Origin of the sequence: Bernardetia sp. Wsw4-3y2 (assembly GCF_037126295.1) — a bacterium.
Taxonomy (GTDB): Bacteria; Bacteroidota; Bacteroidia; order Cytophagales; family Bernardetiaceae; genus Bernardetia.
Window position 1 is genome coordinate 197,400 of the sequence record NZ_CP147017.1, and the last position, 22,144, is coordinate 219,543.

Below are 22,144 nucleotides of genomic sequence, written 5' to 3' on the forward strand. Positions count from 1 at the left end.
CATAAAAAAGAACATCAGATTTTTTTATTAGTTAAGTTATTGATTTTCAGTTACTAATTAAAATATCAATGACTATGTTTACTAATGAATATTTATCTGATGCTCTTTGGCAATATATGAAAAAATTTATACCTTTTTCGTACTTGGAAAGAAAACGCAAACACAGTTTGTATAATATCTTTTCAGGACTATTTTACATCACTCGTTCTGGCAGTAGTTGGCGTTTACTTCCCAGTAGTTATGGTATTCCTTGGAGTAGTTTGTATGACTACTTTAGCAAATGGCAGAAGATGGGTTGGTACAAAAAACTTTTGGACAAGTTGGTCACAAGAGAACGGTTGGCTCAAGGTAGAAATGCTAAACCCTCTTTGGGTTCTATAGACTCTCAAAGTGTACAAAGTGTATATGGAGGGGAAGCTATAGGTGTAGATGGTTACAAGCTCAAAAAAGGACGTAAACGGCATATACTGGTAGATACGCAAGGAAATTTACTAGAATTAGAGATTAGTCCAGCCAATGAAGCTGACGTGAATCAACTTGCTTATCTAGCTTATTTAGCTCAATTTAGAGGAAGAAAATTCTTTAAAATTCTTGCTGATGCAGGCTATAGAAGTGCTAGTTTGGCTGCTGAAATATTTAGTCAAACAGGAGTACAAATTGAGATTGTCAATAGTCCAAGAAGAGAAAAAAAAGAGGATAAAGCATTTGTACCTCAACCCAAAAGGTGGGTAGTAGAAAGAACTTTTGCTTGGCTTAATCAAAACAGAAGACTAAAAGTAGATTATGAGAAAACTGTAGATTCTGCTAAAGCATTTGTGTATTTAGCTATGATTTTAAACCTCATAAATAAAGGGGCTAGAAGAAAGAAAAAATAAAAACTCGAACAGGCTCTAAAAGTCTATTGCAGATTGATAAATAGAATTTTGATTTACGGTTACATAAATTTGAATGGATAGGTTAGAACTAAGCTTTTTTAAGGCATTTAAAAACTCTTTATCTTTTTTTTGTTTAAAGAAATTAGTTATTGGGAATTTATTTTGTGTTTTATTAAAATAGTTAATGATACAATAAGACGGCGAAAAAAAGCCAGTATTAAAACGAAATTGTAAAGATTCAATATACTCTGCATCTAAAAAAAACCTTTTCAATCCATAATGAATACTAAATCCTATTCCTGTTTTGGAAAAGAAAAATTCTTTTTCCTCTTTATTTTTTTTAGAGCTTATGCTTGATTGTTTAAAATACTTGAAATAATACCAAATACTGAATGTTATAGTAACAGAAGAAAATAGAATTCCTATAAAAAAAGCCCAGATAATCGCCATAAACATGACGAAAATTGTTACAGAAATTGAAACAATAACTGTAATTATAAGACCATTAAGAATATAATAACTTTCTAAAGCTGCACTTTTTTTAACTCTCCACATGCTAGTATTTAGTTTATTGAGAAAGCTATTTGATTCATCATCTCCGAAAAAATGAGTATGAAAGAAAATACCTTCTTTACTCACTAAATCCAATTTATAATTTAAAGGAAAATCAATCAATGTTCCACTCTGCTCACAATGCCTACTTCCCAAATACTCCCACGTATCACGTAAAAACACAGATTTACAACCTGCACAAAAAACTACCTCATCGCCTTCTGAAATAGAATCTCCAGTAATTGGATCTTTTCGGTTTTGAGCTAGGAAACTTTGGTGTTCTTGTAAGTTTGAATTTATTTTGTGAATGTGCATGTTAATTTAAAAAAGATACATTTGTATTACCTCCATTAATTATTTCTTGTACTTTCAAAATCGTATTTTCTTTATGAGCATCAATTATTATTGGAATAGAATAGAAAGAAGATAACAAAGATAAACTATCAAAAAACGAATCTTTGTAGAAAGTGTTATCTGGAAGAACGAATTTGAGAGACATTTTAGAACGATTAAAATCTTCTTTTTTATAAAAAATTGTACAAAAACTATCATCAAAAGTTGATTTTGTCTCGTGAAAAACAAAAGTAGTTATATATTTTAAAGATAAAATATATTCTTTTACTCCATAAGGATGAGAAAATATGAGGGAGTGTTTTGTTAAGAAAAATGTATTGTGATTAAAGTATTTATAAAGTGTTTTTTGTTTTTTACCATAATACTTGTCGTGTATTTTTCTCACAACTATATGTATAAGATTAAATAGAAAAGTCAAGAGTATTGAAATGAAAAAACTTAAAAAGCCATTTAAGTAAACTATAAAAAATATCAACCAAGTCAAAAGCCAAAAAGCAGTAATAGTTACTGGTTTAATAATACTGTAGAATAAATTATAATAGGGAGATATATGTCGTTTTTTAGTTATCCAAGGAGCTTTTTTTACTCTTGCTGGAATAGAAATTTGGGTTGAGTAAGTATCTAAAGTTTGATAAAATAAAATTCTCTCTTTAGCTTTCAACTGCATTAACTCCTGAACGGGAAAATCAATCAATGTTTCAGACTGCTCACAATGCCTATTTCCCAAATACTCCCACGTATCTTTTAAAAAAACAGATTTGCAACCTGCACAAAAAACTACCTCATCTCCTTCCAAAATAGAATCGCCTGTAATTGGGTCTTTTCGGTTTTGTGCTAAAAAGTTTTGATGTTCTTGTGAGTTTGGATTTATTTTATGAATGTGCATTTTATTTTCTTAAAATAGAAATAGCATAACCATTTTGTTGTATTTCATTTTCTAATATATTACAAAGCAGCGCATTATCTTCTATCTGTATTTTGATAGAACAAATAGCTTCTTGATTCATACTGTGTAGTGCTTCTAAAAATTGTGTGGTTTTATTTTCTTCTAAATAGTTAGTAATCAAAAACTTTGTTTTATTTCCGTTTATATCTTCAATGATGCAATAATTAGAAGCAAAAAAAGAATAAGAAAATTGAAATTCTAATGAATGAATATAAGCAATCGATAAAATATATTCTTGTCGTCCATATCTCCTACTAAAACCTATTCCTGTTTTAGAAATATAGAAAACATTATCATAAAAATATTTGTGAGCTGTTTTGAGTTTTTTTGCTTGTGTATTTTCTTCTTGTGCTGCTATTAACGTCAATAATATTGAAAAAATAACTGAACCACCAATAGGAAAAAATGATTCCAATAATATACAACCAATAATTCCCATTACAAATCCAAAGGCAATAACAGCATAAAAAATAGGAGTAAGATAAAAATCATATTCATAACTAGCTAACTCTCCTTCTTTATATTTCCATATAGTCGGATCTAATCTACTAGGAATTTTACTTCCTTTCTTTTGTCCTTCTAGTGGCAATTGTTCATAAAACAAAATAAGATCTGTCTTTTGAATTGTTAGGTTAGTAAAATTAAAAGGAAAATCAACCAAAGTTCCCCTCTGCTCACAATGCTGACTCCCCAAATACTCCCACGTATCTTTTAAAAAAACAGATTTGCAACCTGCACAAAAAACCACTTCATCGCCTTCCAAAATAGAATCGCCTGTAATTGGGTCTTTTCGGTTTTGAGATAAGAAACTTCGATGTTCTTGTGAGTTTGGGTTTATTTTGTGAATGTGCATTTATAAAAATAAATTGTTATGAAGTAAATAAGAAATAGAAAAGTTCGTACTCCATTTTTGATTTAATTTTTTAAGATGATTAATTGTATCCTCTTCTATGCTCTCTATCTTAACTTGTATATCTTTGTTTTGGGATAAAAAACGTATAGAATCAAATAATGAAAATGGGTCTTCAAATGTATCATCAGATAAGTAGCAAGTAACATGTTCAGTTTTTTCAACGCCTTCCACCTTATAATAAATTTTAAAATATTTGTTTTTAGCTTTGTGTCCTGTATGACGAAAAACTACCTTTTCAATATATCTTACAGGTAAAGTATATTGCTTTTTACCATATTTTGTTACAAAACCTACTGTCTTTTTGGAAATATAAAATGTATTACTATAGAATTTCTTATACTTTAGATTTACCTTTTTTATATAATATGAATCGTGAATTCTTCCTACAATTAGTAATAACAACAATATTACTAGTATTGATAGAAAAATGAAGAAGTTACTTGTGAAAAAATATAGAGCTAGAGAAACAAGACTAACTAAAAATATAAATAAACCTGTATTAATATTACTCTCTTGAAACTTATCATAAGCTGATAAAAAGTTTTCTTCATACAACCAAGGTTTTTTCTTAGCCTTACTAGGTATGTTAAATAGGCTTTCTCCGTTTGTAAGTAATGATTTATAAAATAGAATTTCGTTATCTAATTTTATATGAATAGCTTGTTGTAAAGGAAAATCAATCAAAGTTCCACTCTGTCCACAATGTCGTTTTCCCAAATACTCCCACGTATCACATAAAAATACAGATTTACAACCTGCACAAAAAACCACCTCATCACTTTCTAAAATAGAATCTCCAGTAATTGGGTCTTTTCTATTTTGAGATAAGAAACTTTGGTGTTCTTGTGAGTTTGAATTTATTTTGTGAATGTGCATATCTTTTTTAATACAGATTTTTAAAACTATTTAGTCTAACGAAATTCTGAAGATATGTTTTCATTTACTTCTTTTTTAACTTTACCTAAGCTAGAAATAATTAGATTTGTAAAAAATTATCTAACAAAAATATCAAAATTATGAAAATATGTTTTGCTACCAATAATGCAAAAAAAATAGAAGAAGTAACGGCTGCCATCCCTTCTGCTATTCAATTAGTCAGTTTGAAGGAAATTGGTTGTACAGAGGAAATTCCAGAGACTACACAAACTATTGAAGGAAATTCGGAACAAAAAGCAATGTATGTCTATCAAAATTATAATACAAATTGCTTTGCAGATGATACAGGATTAGAAATTGAAGCTTTAGACGGAGAACCGGGGGTAGATTCTGCAATGTATGCAGACAAAATTGTTGGTTCATATAGAGATTCAAAAGAAAATATGAAATTAGTTTTGAAAAATCTAAGTGAAAAAGCTTCAGAAGGAAATACAAATCGAAATGCACAATTTAAAACTGTTTTTACGCTTGTCATAGATGGGAAAAAACATCAGTTTGAGGGAATAATAAAGGGAAAAATTATAAATGAACCCACAGGAGAAGATGGTTTTGGTTATGACCCTATTTTTATTCCTAATGGTTATGAAAAAACTTTTGCGCAAATGAGCTTATCAGAAAAAAATAAAATTAGTCATAGAGCCATCGCAACAAGAAAATTAGTAACATTCTTAAATGAGATTAACAAAGTAGAACCATAAATCAATTATAATTATTATATTGAAAAAAATACCCTTCTAATCATTACTTTTTTACACTTATCCTGAATTATTCCATTTTATGAAAACTAATTATTTATTTGTTCTTCTATTTTTTACGCTCTTTTCTAGTATTCTTCTTTTTTCTTGTGGAGGTAGTGAAGAAGAGCCAACACCAGACCCAGTAGATACAACTCCTTGTAGCTCTCCTCCAACATTATCATTGACTTCTGAAAGCACAGGCTGCTCAAGTAATACAGGCTCAATAACTGCCACAGGTGCAGGAGGAACAGGCGCATTGACTTATAAACTAGGAAGTGGAAATTTTCAAAGTAGTAATATTTTTGAAAATCTAGCTGCTGGAGAATATACTGTTACAGTAAAAGATAATGAAGGTTGTACTAAAGAAAGTAAAACTACTGTCGAAAATGCAGATGCTCCTACTATTTCTTTGGCTTCTCAAAATACAGGTTGTGATTCTGATAATGGAAAAATAACAGTTACAGCAACTGGTGGAAGTGGTAATTTACAATATAAAATTGATGAAAGCGGATTCCAAAACAGCAATATTTTTGAAAACTTAACTGCCAAAGAATATACAATTACAGTAAAAGATTCAGAAAACTGTGAAGCAACAGCAAAAACAAAACTAAAAACAGGTATAAATTATACAGACAATATTGCTTCTATAATCAATACAAACTGTGCTATTTCAGGCTGTCATTCAGGTAATCAATCTCCAAACTTATCTACTTTTGAAGGCGTTTCTCAAAGTTCTTCACGAGTTTTTGCTCGTGCTTCTGCTCGTTCTATGCCTCCAGCTTCTTCTGGTCGTGAACTAACTGATGCAGAAATAAAAGCTATTGAATGTTGGGTAGCAGATGGAACACCTGAAAATTAAAATATTCAAGTTGTTTAAGAATGGATTTTAGATGTCTTTGTCAGTGTCGCTACGCTAAAACACCGACAAAGACATCTTATTTATAGTATAGCACAAGTATCAAATCTGTTTCAAAGCCTCTTCCACACTATTGACAGGTAATTGACACGTTTTATTCTTACAAACATAAATCGTTGTTTGATTATTTATAACTGGACGCATTTCCAAAAGTGGCAAAGCAGATTTTTGACCTTCTTCTTCACTTTTTGCAGCAATAATTACTTTATTGGGAATATAAAAACTAGAAATTTCTTTTAAAACTTCTTTATAATTTTCTCCAACAATTACTATTTCTGGAGTTGGAGTCAAGAAATATGTAAACAATGATGCCCAATTCGAAACGTGTCTTGGTTCGGCTGCAATCAAAGATGCTACTTTTCCTAACATTTCTTTGCTTGTTTCTTTATACAAGTTATTTTCTAAGATAATTCCTAAGAAATATAAATTTGTCGCCATCACAGAATTGGAAGAAGAGATTACATTATCAAAAATTTCTTTCTTCTGAGCTACTAATTTTTCACTTCCCAGTTGGTCGCTAAAGTAAAATAATTTTTCTTCCTTATCATAGAAATTAGTAAAAACATATTTTGTCAACTCGTCAGCTCTTAGAATCCATTTTTCCTCAAAACAAACTTGATACAACGTAATATAAGATTCAATCAAAAGTGCATAATCCTCTAAAAAACCATCTATTTCAGCAGTTTCATTTTTGAAAGTATGATATAATTTAGATTTATTTTCTTTATCAAAAAGATTACTTTCTATAAATTCAGCCGTCTGTAAAGCTAAAGCTAAATATTTCTCACTTTCGTTTTTATTTCCTAAAGCAGAATAGGCATTACAAAAACCTTTTATCAAAAGTGCATTCCACGAAGTCAGGATTTTATCATCCAAACTAGGACGAACTTTCTCTTTTCTAACTTCTAAAAAATAATTTTGCCACTCATTAACTTTGCCTTTCAAAATACTTAAATCAATATCATTTTGGTTAGCAAAAACTTCATCTGTATCTTTTCTATATAAAATATTTGCTCCTTCCGTTGCGTGTGGGCTTTCCCAGTTTCCTATTGAAGTAATGGAATAATATTTTTTAAAAAGCTGTAAATCCTGTTCTGGGTTTGTAGAATTTTTAAATGTGTGATTTGTAAAAACTTTTTCTATTTCGTCTATTGTCCATGTATAAAATTTCCCTTCTTTTCCTTCACTATCAGCATCTAAAGCCGAATAAAAGCCCCCATTTTTGTCTTGTAATTCTCGTGTTAAAAATTCGGTTGTTTGTTCAATTGTTTGTCTATAGACTTCTCTTTGTGTATTATCTTTTGTAATTGTATAGGCTTCTGCATATAAAGAAAGCAATTGAGCATTATCATAAAGCATTTTTTCAAAGTGAGGCGCAAACCACTCTTTATCTACTGAATAACGAGCAAAACCACCTCCAATTTGGTCGTACATTCCACCTTGAGCCATTTTATTGAGAGTGAGATTTACTTGACTTAGTATTTTTTCTTTTATAGGATTTGTTATACTATTATTTTCTTCACTTTTGCTATTCAGAAAATCATAATAACGAAGCAAAAACAAATAATAAGACGGCATAGGAAACTTTGGAGCTTCTCCGATTCCACCAAACTCTTTATCAAAACGTTTTTCTAAACTAGCAAAGGCTTTTTCTAAAATAGTTATATCAAATTCAGAAACATCTTTCAAGTTATATCTTTCTAATGTAGAAATAGACAAAACTTTGGTTACTTTATTTGCCGACTCTTCTACTTCTTCTCTTTGGTTTTGATAGGCTTTTCCTATTTGCTGCACAATATCAACCCATTGATTAGCAGGAAAATAAGTTCCTCCCCAAAATGGTTTTGCATCAGAAGTCAAAAAAACATTCAGAGGCCAACCACCCGAAACACCCATCATTTGTACAGCTTCCATGTAAATTGCATCTACATCTGGGCGTTCTTCTCTATCAACTTTTATACACACAAAATACTCATTCATCACTTTTGCGACAGCTTCATTTTCAAAACTTTCGTGTTCCATCACATGACACCAATGACACGCCGAATAACCAATACTGACCAAAATAGGCTTGTCTTCTTGTTTTGCTTTCTGTAAGGTTTCATTATTCCACATCTGCCAATGAACAGGATTTTGAGCATGTTGGAGTAAATAAGGACTGCGACTTTTTGTGAGTTGGTTCAAATTATATTTTATTTAAATTATTTTGGTAATTTTTATTCCACAAAAAAACGATATTTCTTTCGAAATACCGTCTTTGTTTTGGGTTTATTTTAAAGATATAAGTATTTCAGACTTATCAGTCTGTGATACGTAACTTGAATTGATTATTACTTACTTAATATTTTTTTATACTTAGCTTCATCATTCAAGACTTCAATAGCTGCCTTCAAATCTAGATCATCATCAAAAGTAGCTTCCATTTCTCCCCTTTCTAAATAATAACGTTTTGCTATTTCTTGCTCTAAAAGTTCAATAATTTCAACTTTATGATTACGCAAATCATTTTCCTTATTGTGAGCAATGCTTTTCTTAAACTCATCAATTTGAGGTTTTAAGGCTTCATAAGACTCCTCTTTTTGAGCAGTTTCTTCCAAATGCTTTATCATTTTTTCTACTTTAGTAGTATAATCATATTCTTTAGTAGAAAGCCATTTGATAAAACTATCATATTCAGTATTAGTCAAATTAAACTCTTTTGCTTCTGCAATCGTCTTATTTTCAAAATAATATTTGTTTGCATAGTCAAATAAAAGTCCTTTCAAAATTAAAGTTTGTGTAACTGGCGCATAAAAATCATGACTAATAGCAATATCTGGCTTCACTCCACCCCCGTCATACACTATACGTCCAGCAGCCGTTTTAAAAGGCATGCGAAGCGAATCAGGCATTTTGCCCACACTTCCATCTTCATTTCTGTTGGCATAATCAATTGCTTGAATACATCTTCCACTTGGAATATAATATTTTGCTATCGTAACTTTTAATTTTGAATTGTAAGAAAGTGAGCGAGTAGCCTGTACAAGTCCTTTTCCATACGTATTTTCTCCAATCAAAACTCCTCTATCATAATCCTGAATCACTCCAGATACAATCTCAGCAGCAGATGCACTTGTACCACTTGTCAAGACAACCAAAGGAATTTCTGTGTCTGTAGCATCTGAAAGACCGTTATAGGTTTTGTTCCAATCTTTTACTTTTCCTTTCGTACTTACAATTTCTTTTCCTTTTTCTACAAAAATATTAGAAATTTTGACTGCTTCATCTAAAAGTCCACCTGGATTTCCTCTGACATCAAAGATAATTTTCTCAGCTCCTTGTGATTTTAAATCTAATAAGGCATCCCTTACTTCTTTACTAGCATCACGAGTAAAATCAGTCAGTTTTATCATTCCAATAGTTGAGGTTACCATTCCATAATAAGGAACATTATAAGTCTGAATTTTTTCTCTTGTGACTGTAATATCTAATGGTTGTTCTAGTCCATAACGCTTTATAGAAAGTATTACATCTGTTTTTGCCTGTCCTTTCAAAAGCTGGCTAGTTTCATCATACGTTTTTCCATCTAATGAAATTCCATCTATAGCTATAATTTCATCACCCGTTTTTATTCCTGCTTTATCAGCAGCAAACCCCTCTAAAGGCATCATAATAAGTATTCTTCCATCTCTAGTTCCTACAGTTGCACCAATTCCACTATACTCACCAGTAGTCATGGTTCGATAATCTTCAATTTGGTCTTCTGAAATATAATTTGTGTAAGGGTCAAGAGACGCAAGCATGGCATCAATCCCTGTTTTCATAAGTTTTGAAGGCGTTACATCATCTACATACCATGTATTCACTTCCTTAAAAAGAGTGGCAAAAATATCTAGGTTTTTAGCAATCTCAAAGTATTTTTCACTTGGATTATAGAACGCAGAACCTGTCATGAAGACAATTAAAAGTCCTGCAATGCCGTATTTGAATCGTTTTTTTAACTTTGGAAGCTTTAGTTTAGGCAATTTTAATTTCATAGGAAGAATATATAAAGTTTTTTGATGAGTTTCTTTTTTTATTTTTATTCAGATAATTGTATGCTGACTTAATTAATAATAGGCACAAATAAATGACCATTTTTCTATTTGTTTATCTAATATACAGAAAAAAAAGAAATTTCGTTTTACGAAATGACATTGTTTAGTGAAGTTTAACAGAAAAACATATCCTTTTTAGCTAAAATTATTGTTTATTTTTTTATAAAAATTCGTTTTAACTATAAAGGTTATCAAGAAAGGTTATCACGGTTATTTTTGTATAACAGTCTTCCAGATTATTGAATTTGACAAAATACTGTTTGTGATGTTCAGAACGGCAGTCTGAACTACCAACTGTGATAAGTTTTAATAGTCTGTTTAGGACTTAAACCACTAAAGTTTCGTATTTGGTTATTTATTTTTAAACTAGATAAGAAATAAGGAAATTAAAAGAATTTGGATTTGAAACCTTAACAGATAGAAAATCCGTTATATAATTAAATGTTTTTTTAAACTGCCTATTTAATGGTAGTTTTGACGGTATATTATAAAAGAAAACAAACCAAAGTAGTAAATTATAAATAATTAAAGTTAATCAATTTTGTAATGGCTCAAAAAAAGTGTATTTTGATAATTATTTAGTTCAAACCTAACTCAATCTGTAATAAATTCTCATTTTAAAAATAAATCAACTCTAATTTTATGGAAAATTTCAATTTCTTATATCCTTTGGCGTATGGTGGAATTCTGCTCTCAGCAGCAGTTTACTTCTTCCTGAAAGAACGCCAACATGCAGCAGGTTTTGCAAGAAACAGCTTTTTTGTTTCTTCACTCCTTTATATTCTATCATTATTTTTTAATGATGGTGGAGTAATGTACGACCTTTTGGGTGTTCTTGCTCCCGATTTGGCAATTCTTACTATTGTCATTCTGATTTTCAATCGTTTTGCACCTCGTCCTAAAGTTCTTTACTTTACTATTTTTGCAGTTATTGCAGGACTAAAGTTATTCTTTTTTGATGCAGGTAGAGATGCAGTAGTAGATGCTTACGAAAATGGCTTTACTTGTGGAATGGAATCAAATGAAGCTGAAACTATAATTGGAAGTAAAGAAACTACTACTTTGCCTTCAAACCTTAGTGCAAATGGCGAGCTTCTTTTGGATTTGAACATGGCTAATAAAGATGCTATTGTTCCAATTTTGGAAAAATACAGTATGTCTATTCGTAGAGCATTTCCAGATTTACAGCATGATGAATATTCTGAATTAGAAGAATATTATATTTTAGATATTCCTACTTTCCAATTAAAGAATATTGATGTAATTATTGGCGAACTTCAAAACTCAGGTGCAGTAGATTATTTAGAAAACAACGAAATTTTAGAGCTTCCAACTAATCCAACAACTTCTTTTGATGTAGCTCCAAACAAACCTTCTTTTGGAATCAATGACCCTAACTTAAAAGACCTTTGGGGATTTGAGAAAATGGGAGTAGCAGAAATGTATGCTTCTTTGAAAGAACAAAAGCCTAAGAAAAAAGCTAAAATTGTTATTTTAGATACAGGTGTAGAAGCTGACCACGAAGATATTACTTCAAATTATCTTTCTCTTGAAAAGAAAAGTGATTATGACAAACTAGGACACGGAACACATTGTGCAGGAATTGCTGCAGCAGTAACTAACAATGGTAAAGGAATCGCTTCTTTTTCTCCAAATTCTGAATTTGTAACGGTTTCTAGTATTAAAGTATTGAACGATGCTGGTTTTGGTTCTCAAGAAACTGTTTTGGCAGGAATTATCAAAGCAGCAGACGCAGGAGCAGATGTAATTTCGCTTTCTTTGGGAGGTCCTTCAAATGATGCTCATCAAAAAGCATATTCAGAAGCTGTAAAATACGCAAATGCAGCAGGTGCAATTGTAGTAGTAGCAGCAGGAAATTCTAACAAAAATGCAAAAGATTTTTCTCCAGCTAATGCAGATGGTGTAATCACTGTTTCAGCTATTTCTCCTGATTTGAGTATAGCTCCTTTCTCTAACCACGTACAAGATATGAAAATGGGAATTGCAGCCCCTGGAGTTCAGATTTTTTCTACTTATCCTAAAGGAACATACAAATTCTTAAACGGTACTTCAATGGCAACTCCTTATGTAGCTGGTCTTTTGGGCGTAATGAAAGCATTAAACCCAGAACTAGATACAAAAACTGCTTTTGAAATCTTGAAATCAACAGGTAAAGAATTAGAAGCTGGTGAAAAGGCTGGTAACTTTATCCAAGCTGACAAAGCAATTAGTGCAGTTTTAGAACAAGAATAAATTAAACAATAGTTTAGTTTAAAAAAGCAAAACCCTATTCAATCTTTTTGGTTGGATAGGTTTTTTTTGTTTAGGTTTATAAAAACAATCTGATTTATTTTGACAACTGTCCAGTACTCTACTGAACTTGTTTAAGAATGGTGATTTATTTTTTTAAAAAGAGGTCAAAATAGTTATACTTGTAAATCATCACATTTTCAATCTAACTATTTTTCCCTCTATGTACGTAAACTTATCAAAAAAATTTATAACCGAAAATATTTTACCTTATTTACATCAATTTACAAAAGGTCGTCGTATAAAAGTAGCTCTTTGGCGTATTATCCAAGCCATTGTGTATCGCTTAAAATCAGGGAGTCAATGGCGAGAACTTCCTATGAAACAATTTTTCGGAAACTTATCAATTAGCTGGAATACAGTATATTACCATTATAATAAATGGTCAAAATTAGGAAGTTGGAAGAAATTATGGATCAAGTATTTAGAAGATTATCGTGGAGAATTAGATTTTTCTATTTGTCAGCTAGACGGCAGCCACACTTCAGCTAAACGAGGAGGAGAAGGTATTGGATATTCCAAAAGAAAAGCAGGAAAAACAACCAATGCACTTTTTCTAACGGATAAAAATGGTATTCCAGTAGCGATGTCTGTTCCAAGAGCAGGCAATCATCACGATGCTTTTGAACTTGAAAAAAATATGCAATCTATGATAGATGATTTGAATGCTTCTCAAATTAGAGAAGGAGGAATTTTTCTCAATGCTGATGCAGCCTTTGATACACAAGCCTTTCGTTCTTTTTGTAATCATTTAGATATTGTAGATAATATAGATTTTAATAAAAGAAATAAAAAAGACCTTGATAATCAACCATTTAAAGATGAAGAAATGTATGAATTGAGATTCGTTATTGAAAGAACTAATGCGTGGTTAGATGCTTTCAAAGCCTTAATTATGAGGTACGAAACTAAAATTCATACGTGGCAAAGTTTACACTATTTAGCCTTTACTTTAATATTTGCCAGAACTAGAAAAAAACATTCTTAAACAACTTCTACTATAAAATATAGCTCAATGAACTATTTATTTGTATACTTATTTTTGATTAATATTGCTTCAGGTATTATTTTTTGGTGGGACAAGCGTAAAGCAATACAATCTAAAAAGAGAATAAAAGAACGTACTTTACATTTCTATGAACTATTAGGAGGGGCATTTAGTATTTTATTTTTAATGTATCAAATTAGGCATAAAAACCAGAAAAAAGGTTATTTTCTAATTACTTATGGTATTGCTTTAGCATGGATGGGTTTGGTTAGTTTCCTTGTTTTTAAATTTAAACCCTAAGGGGGAATTACGAATTTAATACATTGACAATCAACGCATTAAAAATGTGAAAATAGTAGTTTATACTTCCTGTTTTCTTTCACTTAAAAGAATACTTAAAATTCATATCATCTTTTTCGTATCGTTCTCATAATCAACACACTAATGGCACAAGCAAGTGTAATACAAGCAAGAGCAAACAAAAGTCCTTTATCATCTTGAATACGAATACCTAAAATAAAAATATGAGATGCAATTGCTCCCAACATAATAACAATTGCTCCTACAGCTCCGACACGACGAGTTTTTGGAATCAAAATTAAGATAGCTACAATAAGCTCAAGAAAACCAGACAAATATCTACCTGAAGGTTCTGCATTAAGTTTAGAAAAAATCCAAACAGATTCGGGTGCTGTCCCAAATTTAAAATAAAGTGTTTGAAGAAGAATAACAGCCACTATAATTGATAAAATGCCTTCAATTGTCTTTTGCATGAATTTTTTTGAGTCTGAAATATTTTTTACAGAAAATTATATTTACAATATATGAATTTTTTAAATTATAATTGTTAGCTATATCTTTAGAAAATAGATAAATTAACTAGCCAGTAGCAATTTTGATAATTGAAAAACAGACTAATAAAATAAAATAACTTTTTTTCGTTAAATTAGAGAACTCCAATTATCCACTTTTACTATTTAAACTTTATGAAAACTACTATTTTATCTATTTCATTATTTATTCTATTTTCCTTCTTTAGTTTTTCTTCTGCTCAAATGGCACATATAGAACTAGCAGAACTAATTGAAAAACAACAAGTCAAAATAAATGCACGAGGACTGGGAGGTTATTTTGGTGAAAGTCTTTTGCTAAATATTTATAATACATACTCAAAACCTCTTTTAGTAAAGATTTCAGCAGGAACAATATTTCGAAGTGAAGATGAAGGCATTCAAGACCTAATGATTTTGGAAAATTATCAATTTGCCATTCAAAAAGGAGCTACCAAACTTCAACCAGTCATGACAGCCTGTATTCAGGCAAGCAACGGCTCACCTTACAAAAATTCTCTTTATCAGTTTGATAGATTAGATAATGAAGGACTTTCAAAAGTAGCTCAAACGATTGCAAAGCATGACTATCAAAAAGAATATCTTGCTCAATCTAGTGTTTGGTGTGTTTCTAATAATAAAGAAACATCTTATCTTTCTCATCCAAAAAAAGAAGTTTTTGAAAATTTAGCAAAGGCAGTTTGTGAAGCTAAAGGAGAAGATTTTGATAAAATGAAATTCACAGCACAAGAAAAATACATTCCTACTTATACATTTAATGGTTATTTACAGACTTTTTTGGAACAAGACCAAAAAGTAAATATTGAAGTGTATGATGCGCAAGGAAAGTTTTTTAAAACCATTGTAAAAAACTTTCCAGCAAAAGCAGGTTTTTTTTATCGTTCTTTTATGTTTACACAACAAATTGGAGAAGATGCAACTTTCAAAATAAAATTAATTAATCCAGCAAAAGAAAATGAAGAGAGAACGTTGGCAGAGCAAGAAGTAAATAAAAATAGCATTGCTCACAATGAAGATATGAAACTTATCGAAACTGAAAATAAATTTGTTTTTGTTTTGGATGAACCTACAAAATTGAATCTAGCCTTATACGATGACCAAGACCATCTTTTTAAATCCTATTTTACAGATAAAGAATACAATAAAAGCTCACAGACAGTCATAAATATTCGTCATAATGTTTTCATTCCCAAAAGTGGAACATATTTTTTGATAGCTAAAGACACAAATGGAAAAGAAGTAGGAAGGGAGCGAGTTTATACAGATGGGCATAAGATAGAACGCAAAGAAATGATTGTTCAAAGACATAACTTTGAAGTAAACCTTGTCGATCCTGTGTCAGGAGTAAATCTTGATGTTTATGACCAATATGGAAATAAAGTAGCCAATATTTTAGAAAATAGTGGATTGCATCACGGTTATAGAACTATTCCAACCGTTTTTAAACATTATTTGGGAAGAGGACAAACATTTTATTTTAGAATGACTGACAGAAATGGCATTTTAATAAAAGAAGAAATTGTAGAAGGGAAATAACTAGATAATAAGTAGTTATACGTATGTTTTGTTAAACACAGAGTTACAGAGAACGCAGAGAATGAAAATACGTTTTTGAAATACTATTTTTAGATATAGAAGTTGTTTAAGAATGACTATTTTTTCAAGCTATTGTCAGAGTTATTTGGATTTAGGAGATAACTCTGACAAAATTTTGATAAGTCAGTTTTGTTTTAACTAATTACTTTAAACTGTTTTCCAGGTAAAGCCTTTATGATTCCTTTCATTTCCATCATCAATAATTGTCCTGCAAGCTGACCAAGGGGAATTTGAGTTTTGATAGAAAGATTATCTATTGCCATTGTTCCTCCTACATCTTCTAATTTATTGATAATAATTTGCTCTTCCATGGTTAGTTGACCATTTGATTTTTTGATAGGAGGAATATTTTGTTCGTCCAAATCCCATTTCAAAATATATTCAATGTCTTCTATTGCTGTATAAATATGAGCATGATGATTGCGAATAAGACGATTACAACCTGCCGAACTTGCAGAATCCAAGTTACCTGGTACTGCAAAAACTTCACAATTATAGGCATTTGCAATATGAGCTGTAATAAGTGCGCCTCCCTTTGCAGCAGCTTCTACTACAATCAAAACATCAGAAAGACCTGCAATTACTCGGTTGCGTTGTGGAAAACGAGAAGGATCAGGCATTGTGCCAAAACAACCTTCAGTCAAAAGTCCTCCTTGATCAATCATTTCAAAAGCGGTATTTTTATGTGCTGGAGGATATATTTGATCAAGACCATTTGCCATCACACCAATTGTATCTAATCCACTTTCTAGACTTGCTCGGTGTGAAAAAATATCTATTCCATAAGCTAACCCACTTACTATTAAAGGATTATATTTCGTTAAATCTCTAACTATCTTCTGTGTCATTTCTTTGCCATACTCAGTGGCTTTGCGTGTTCCCACTATTCCAACTGTTTTTTGGGCATTCAAATCTGCATTGCCTTTGTAGTATAAAATATAAGGAGAATCTTCGTGTCTTAAAAGGCGTTGAGGATAACCTTTGTCTGTATAAATCAGAATTTTGACATCTTGTTTTTCAGCAATAGCCAACTGCTTTTCAGCTTTATGTAATACTTCTGTTTTATTTTGCTTTAGTGAAGCAATAAGTTTTTGTCCTACATTAGGAATTTTTAGTAGTTTGGATGGAGAAGCATTAAAAACCTCCTGAGCAGAGCCACAATAACTAATCAAAAGTTTGGCAGTCTTTGCACCCACATGAGGCAAGAGCGATAAAGCCACTTGAAACTGACGACTATCAGACATAAATTAAAACAAAACAAGTGAAAATGTAAAAATAAAATGCAAAATACTAAAAATTTTAGCTAAAAACCTTATCTTATTTTCCTTTTTATGTATTTTTGAAATAATTTCTATAAACACTGCGTAAAAATAAAAGTTAGGTAAGTATTTAGTCTTCTAAAGAAAATAAGTAATTGAGCTAAATTATTTACAGTTTATTTATTAAAGGTTATCACGGTTAATTTAGTAATGTTCATTTTTCCGTAGCGACAGGTTTGCAAACCCTATCGATTAGGCACAAGTCTAAATTGCTATTTTTTTCTTATATTCTATAGAAGTTACGCATCCTAATACTACATAAAGAATATAAAATGAATAAATTTACACTTTGAAAAATTCACGCATTAATAAACAGGGTTAAAACCCTGTTTTATAGATAGCTAAAAATGTAAATTTATTTTTTTAGTCTTTCTAAGGTTTGTTTTGATAGTTTGATATGTAATTTTGTTTTTAAATTTATACCAATTTTTATATATTTTATTTATTACATATTCTTCTAGTGTAACAAATGCCCAATAGACTGAAAAAATATGATTTTGTACAGCTTTTCTTGTTCGCACCAAGAAGTTTTCAGCATTACAAAGCTGCTTTCTAGCTCTATGAAATTCTTCAATGTGCCAATGTAGTTGGTGTGATTTTTCAAAATCTTCTTTTGTAGCTTTTTGAGGTTTTTCTTGTTCTTTTAGGTTGTAATATTTTTAATAGACATAATGACGAACTTTACCTGCCTGTTCTTTTCTGAACAAAGTTACAAAATCAAAATTCTTTAAGTGAGTAAGTACTCCATTTTCATCAATTTCTATATCAGCTACCTTTTGACACACTCCTTTTTGAGTAGAAACAGTACGAGTTTTTTCGACGCCAAAAAAAGCATCCATTTTATGAGAACGAATAAAACGCAAGTTTTCCTTTGAAGAATACCAACTATCACCTGTTATAAGTGCAGGAGCTAAACCCAATCCAATACTTCTCTAAGCATTTTAAGAAAAAGTTCATTTTTTGTAACCCTGAAGTTGGCTCATATACTCTATAATTAACAGGAAGACGAACCCCATTTATATCAGTATAAAATAAGGTAACTAAACAGATACCTTTTACAACACCATGATGTTTGCCTGAATACTGACGAGCTATAAAAGGATTTAATTTGGCATCACTATAGGGTTTATCCCAAACACTAGCATCAATACTTAAAGTGCCTCCTGCTAGTACAATCAGTAAACAAACATGTTCAAACAAATCCTGTGGGGTATAATCTTCACGGACTAAAAAATTGCGAACACTATCATGGCTCATTTTTTTCATTCCAAAAGCTAGTTGAGTACATCCTTTATTTCTAGGATTTACTAATAAATAATTACTATAAAGAGATAAATTACAAAATGCAGTTGATTTTCGTATCAACACTCTCATCAAAAGTAAAATTTAAGTAATAAAAAAACATACTAAAAAAACACAACCTAAGAGCCTGTTCGAGTTTTTATTTTTTCTTTCTTCTAGCCCCTTTATTTATGAGGTTTAAAATCATAGCTAAATACACAAATGCTTTAGCAGAATCTACAGTTTTCTCATAATCTACTTTTAGTCTTCTGTTTTGATTAAGCCAAGCAAAAGTTCTTTCTACTACCCACCTTTTGGGTTGAGGTACAAATGCTTTATCCTCTTTTTTTTCTCTTCTTGGACTATTGACAATCTCAATTTGTACTCCTGTTTGACTAAATATTTCAGCAGCCAAACTAGCACTTCTATAGCCTGCATCAGCAAGAATTTTAAAGAATTTTCTTCCTCTAAATTGAGCTAAATAAGCTAGATAAGCAAGTTGATTCACGTCAGCTTCATTGGCTGGACTAATCTCTAATTCTAGTAAATTTCCTTGCGTATCTACCAGTATATGCCGTTTACGTCCTTTTTTGAGCTTGTAACCATCTACACCTATAGCTTCCCCTCCATATACACTTTGTACACTTTGAGAGTCTATAGAACCCAAAGAGGGTTTAGCATTTCTACCTTGAGCCAACCGTTCTCTTGTGACCAACTTGTCCAAAAGTTTTTTGTACCAACCCATCTTCTGCCATTTGCTAAAGTAGTCATACAAACTACTCCAAGGAATACCATAACTACTGGGAAGTAAACGCCAACTACTGCCAGAACGAGTGATGTAAAATAGTCCTGAAAAGATATTATACAAACTGTGTTTGCGTTTTCTTTCCAAGTACGAAAAAGGTATAAATTTTTTCATATATTGCCAAAGAGCATCAGATAAATATTCATTAGTAAACATAGTCATTGATATTTTAATTAGTAACTGAAAATCAATAACTTAACTAATAAAAAAATCTGATGTTCTTTTTTATGTATCTAAACTCGAACAGGCTCTAAAGTTAAAAAAAAATTACGTAAGTTTAAGGTGCGTAACTTCTAAAATCAGGGTTTTCTTATAAAAACTATTCAGTTCTGTTTTATATCTTAAACCTCTATGGTCAAGTTTTGGTTGTTGGTGTCGCTGTCGCTAAAACACCAACAAGGGCATTTTTCTTTTTTTATAAGAAAACCCTACTTCTAAAATAGAAGTTGAATTTCTGTATTTTCCAATTCCCATGTCATATGTTCTAAGTCCTAATTTCCCATCATTTCAGCTATTTCTTCTCCAAGTTTGCTTCCCAAAGCGACTCCCATTCCACCCAAACGAACTCCTAAAACGACATTTTTAGAGTAATTTTGAAGGAGTGGGATTTTTGTTTTTGAACTTTCTGTAAAAGCCATAATTCCTGCCCAAGTGGTATCTATTTCAAATTTGTGTTTTGGAATAATAATCTCACTTAGTTTTGATTTTAAATCTTCAAGAATTAGTTCTGTAGTTTCCAATTTTGTGGTTGTTTCGCCTTCAAAATCCATATTTCTTCCTCCTCCTAAAATAATTCTTCTACCAAAATTTCGGAAATAATAAAAACCTTCATCTAAGTGAAAAGTACCTTTAAAACGTAAATATTTTAAGGGTTTGGTTACCAAAACTTGTCCTCGTCCTGCTTGCAAATCCAAATCTGGAATGAGTTTTTTAGAAAAAGCATTTGTGCAAATGGCTACTTTTGAGGCAGTAAGTTCGATGTCTGGAAAATTTGCATCTTCATTTTGTAAAGGATTTTTGATTTTTACAGATACATTGTTTTTTCCTGCTTTTCCTTCTATTTGTACATCTTCAAAATCTGTTACTTCACAGCCTGTAAAAACAGTAACGCCTCTCTTTTGGACATAATTTAAAAGCGACTTCATCATTTTGCCTGTATGAATCTGTCCCTCAAAGCGATTATAGACAATCCTTCTGACGTGGCGAGCATTAAAGCCAAAGCCTTCTATTAAGCCGTCTTTGGTCTTGAATACATTTTGTCCGTTAAAAATGGGTTGTAAAAGGTGGTTTACTTTATCTAATTCATTAATGTAGGGAATTTGTTTATCCAAAATAAGCTCGTATCCTCCATAATTTTTATAGCCTATTTTTTTATCTCCCAAACGATTACGTAGCTTTTCAAGTCCTTGCAAACGGTTTGTTACAAGGTCTGTAAGCTCAGTTTCGCTCATTGTTTCTAGGTCGGAAGCAATTTCTGAAAGACTTCCAAAACAAGCAAAACCTGCATTTTTGGTGCTTGCTCCAGTAGGCAAAAAACCTCTTTCCAAAACAGCAATTTTAGCCTTTGGATTTTTTTCGATGAGACTAGCAGCCGTCGAAAGTCCTGTGATGCCAGCACCGACAATAATATAGTCGTACTTTTTAAATGATTTATTTTCCCAAAAACTCCACATGTCAGTTATCAGTTATCAGTAAACAGTTACCAGTAAAATACTAATTTACTGTAACTGTATTTTTATTTTTTAGAAAATTAGCTTTGCTGCTTTTTTAGGTCGTAATTTTTAATTCGTAATTGATTTTTGACGAACTACCTCGTATAAAGCTACACCTGTTGCTACCGAAACATTGAGCGAACCTACTTTTCCCACCATAGGAAGACTAGCTCTTTCATCTACTACTTCTAGCACTTCTTCCGAAATTCCTACTTCTTCTGAACCCATCACAATGGCTAAAGGCATATCTAATTCCAAATCATAAATCTGTTTGTCTGTTTTTTCAGTACAGGCAACTACTTTCAAACCTGATTCTTTCAAAAAATTAACTGCGCCTACCAAACTTCTATATCTACAAATTGGCATGTGCATAAGTGCGCCTGCTGAAGTTTTGACTGCATCTGCACCCATTTGAGCTGTTAAGCGTGTCGGAACTACAATTCCATCTACACCTGTACATTCTGCCGAACGAACAATTGCACCAAAATTTCTAACATCTGTTATTCTATCCAAAATCAAAATCAATGGATTTTTGCCAGCTTCAAAAGCTCCTGCAACGATATTTTCTAAGGGAACAAAATCAATTTCAGAAACAAAAGCAACTACACCTTGATGCGCTTTTCGTGTAACTCTATTTAACTTTTCAACAGGAACTCGCTGAACATAAATGCTTTGCTTTCTTACAAGCTGCATAAGTTCTGTCATTTCTTCACTTTTAAAATCTTTTTCTACTAAAATTTTATCGATAGTTTTATCACTTCTGAGTGCCTCCAAAACAGGATGCCAGCCAAAAATAAAATTAGAAGTAGTTTGTCTTTGATTTCTATTCTGTCTTGAATGAGTATAGTCTTTTTTTTCTTTAAAATTACTTTTCGAATCTTTATAATCGTCGTTTCTGTTGTTATCGTCGCTTGGAGTTTGCATAGTTTTACTTTTTGGGAATTGCTTTTGGTCTAAATGGAATGCAAAAAAACGAA

General features: G+C 31.2%; 20 protein-coding genes. 7 read left to right on the plus strand and 13 right to left on the minus strand.

Going from position 1 to position 22,144, the window contains the following annotated elements:
- Positions 1 to 74: 74 nt before the first annotated feature.
- The gene (locus V9L05_RS00805; protein WP_338811837.1) at positions 75 to 875 is read left to right on the plus strand and encodes an IS5 family transposase; all 801 of its coding nucleotides are present in this window, start codon (positions 75 to 77) and stop codon (positions 873 to 875) included.
- A gap of 15 nt (positions 876 to 890) precedes the next feature.
- Here V9L05_RS00805 and V9L05_RS00810 read toward each other — a convergent pair whose 3' ends face one another.
- The 4 genes from V9L05_RS00810 to V9L05_RS00825 are packed head-to-tail and all read right to left on the minus strand — an operon-like array spanning position 891 to position 4,516.
- The gene (locus tag V9L05_RS00810) at positions 891 to 1,742 is read right to left on the minus strand and encodes a hypothetical protein (protein ID WP_338813992.1); all 852 of its coding nucleotides are present in this window, start codon (positions 1,740 to 1,742) and stop codon (positions 891 to 893) included.
- 1 nt (position 1,743) lies between these two features.
- A complete protein-coding gene (locus V9L05_RS00815) occupies positions 1,744 to 2,667 on the minus strand; it encodes a hypothetical protein (RefSeq protein ID WP_338813993.1) in 924 nt (307 codons plus the stop codon).
- A 1-nt stretch (position 2,668) separates the two neighbouring features.
- Positions 2,669 to 3,580, minus strand: a complete 912-nt coding sequence (locus V9L05_RS00820) for a hypothetical protein (protein WP_338813994.1) — start codon at positions 3,578 to 3,580, stop codon at positions 2,669 to 2,671.
- Entirely contained in the window at positions 3,581 to 4,516 is a 936-nt protein-coding gene (locus V9L05_RS00825; protein ID WP_338813995.1) for a hypothetical protein, read from the minus strand.
- Between the two features lie 140 nt (positions 4,517 to 4,656).
- Here V9L05_RS00825 and rdgB point away from each other — a divergent pair, with 140 nt between their 5' ends.
- Complete coding sequence (gene rdgB / locus V9L05_RS00830) at positions 4,657 to 5,274, plus strand: RdgB/HAM1 family non-canonical purine NTP pyrophosphatase (protein WP_338813997.1); 618 nt, start codon at positions 4,657 to 4,659, stop codon at positions 5,272 to 5,274.
- 79 nt (positions 5,275 to 5,353) lie between these two features.
- Entirely contained in the window at positions 5,354 to 6,172 is an 819-nt protein-coding gene (locus tag V9L05_RS00835) for a hypothetical protein (RefSeq protein ID WP_338813998.1), read from the plus strand.
- 99 nt (positions 6,173 to 6,271) lie between these two features.
- Here V9L05_RS00835 and V9L05_RS00840 read toward each other — a convergent pair whose 3' ends face one another.
- Positions 6,272 to 8,413, minus strand: coding sequence for a thioredoxin domain-containing protein (locus V9L05_RS00840; RefSeq protein ID WP_338813999.1), 2,142 nt, complete (start codon positions 8,411 to 8,413; stop codon positions 6,272 to 6,274).
- Between the two features lie 146 nt (positions 8,414 to 8,559).
- Positions 8,560 to 10,245, minus strand: a complete 1,686-nt coding sequence (locus V9L05_RS00845; protein ID WP_338814000.1) for a S41 family peptidase — start codon at positions 10,243 to 10,245, stop codon at positions 8,560 to 8,562.
- Positions 10,246 to 10,947: 702 nt separating this feature from the next.
- On the opposite strand from V9L05_RS00845, the gene V9L05_RS00850 reads away from it, so the two are divergent.
- The 3 genes from V9L05_RS00850 (at position 10,948) to V9L05_RS00860 (ending at position 13,903) form a co-directional block, all read left to right on the plus strand.
- On the plus strand, positions 10,948 to 12,558 hold the full coding sequence (locus tag V9L05_RS00850) for a S8 family serine peptidase (protein ID WP_338791304.1): 1,611 nt from the start codon (positions 10,948 to 10,950) through the stop codon (positions 12,556 to 12,558).
- Positions 12,559 to 12,778: 220 nt separating this feature from the next.
- On the plus strand, positions 12,779 to 13,603 hold the full coding sequence (locus tag V9L05_RS00855; RefSeq protein ID WP_338812825.1) for an IS5 family transposase: 825 nt from the start codon (positions 12,779 to 12,781) through the stop codon (positions 13,601 to 13,603).
- 27 nt (positions 13,604 to 13,630) lie between these two features.
- A complete protein-coding gene (locus V9L05_RS00860; RefSeq protein ID WP_338814001.1) occupies positions 13,631 to 13,903 on the plus strand; it encodes a DUF1294 domain-containing protein in 273 nt (90 codons plus the stop codon).
- A gap of 107 nt (positions 13,904 to 14,010) precedes the next feature.
- On the opposite strand, the gene V9L05_RS00865 is transcribed toward V9L05_RS00860, so the two are convergent.
- A complete protein-coding gene (locus V9L05_RS00865) occupies positions 14,011 to 14,376 on the minus strand; it encodes a DoxX family protein (RefSeq protein ID WP_338791302.1) in 366 nt (121 codons plus the stop codon).
- 213 nt (positions 14,377 to 14,589) lie between these two features.
- Here V9L05_RS00865 and V9L05_RS00870 point away from each other — a divergent pair, with 213 nt between their 5' ends.
- A complete protein-coding gene (locus V9L05_RS00870) occupies positions 14,590 to 15,990 on the plus strand; it encodes a hypothetical protein (RefSeq protein ID WP_338814002.1) in 1,401 nt (466 codons plus the stop codon).
- 194 nt (positions 15,991 to 16,184) lie between these two features.
- On the opposite strand, the gene dprA is transcribed toward V9L05_RS00870, so the two are convergent.
- The 6 genes from dprA to rlmB all read right to left on the minus strand — a co-directional run bounded on the left by dprA (position 16,185) and on the right by rlmB (position 22,091).
- Positions 16,185 to 17,294, minus strand: a complete 1,110-nt coding sequence (gene dprA, locus V9L05_RS00875; RefSeq protein WP_338791300.1) for a DNA-processing protein DprA — start codon at positions 17,292 to 17,294, stop codon at positions 16,185 to 16,187.
- A gap of 734 nt (positions 17,295 to 18,028) precedes the next feature.
- Positions 18,029 to 18,289 (minus strand): hypothetical protein, encoded by a 261-nt coding sequence (locus V9L05_RS00880; protein WP_338791299.1) that lies wholly within the window; start codon positions 18,287 to 18,289, stop codon positions 18,029 to 18,031.
- A complete protein-coding gene (locus tag V9L05_RS00885; RefSeq protein WP_338814003.1) occupies positions 18,258 to 18,743 on the minus strand; it encodes a hypothetical protein in 486 nt (161 codons plus the stop codon). The genes V9L05_RS00880 and V9L05_RS00885 overlap by 32 nt, the downstream gene beginning before the upstream one ends.
- A gap of 67 nt (positions 18,744 to 18,810) precedes the next feature.
- Complete coding sequence (locus V9L05_RS00890; protein WP_338811837.1) at positions 18,811 to 19,611, minus strand: IS5 family transposase; 801 nt, start codon at positions 19,609 to 19,611, stop codon at positions 18,811 to 18,813.
- Between the two features lie 335 nt (positions 19,612 to 19,946).
- Positions 19,947 to 21,128 carry an FAD-dependent oxidoreductase gene (locus tag V9L05_RS00895; RefSeq protein WP_338814004.1) on the minus strand — a complete coding sequence of 394 codons (1,182 nt, stop codon included), beginning with the start codon at positions 21,126 to 21,128 and terminating at the stop codon, positions 19,947 to 19,949.
- A 108-nt stretch (positions 21,129 to 21,236) separates the two neighbouring features.
- Positions 21,237 to 22,091, minus strand: coding sequence for a 23S rRNA (guanosine(2251)-2'-O)-methyltransferase RlmB (rlmB, locus tag V9L05_RS00900; RefSeq protein ID WP_338791296.1), 855 nt, complete (start codon positions 22,089 to 22,091; stop codon positions 21,237 to 21,239).
- Positions 22,092 to 22,144: the final 53 nt, after the last annotated feature.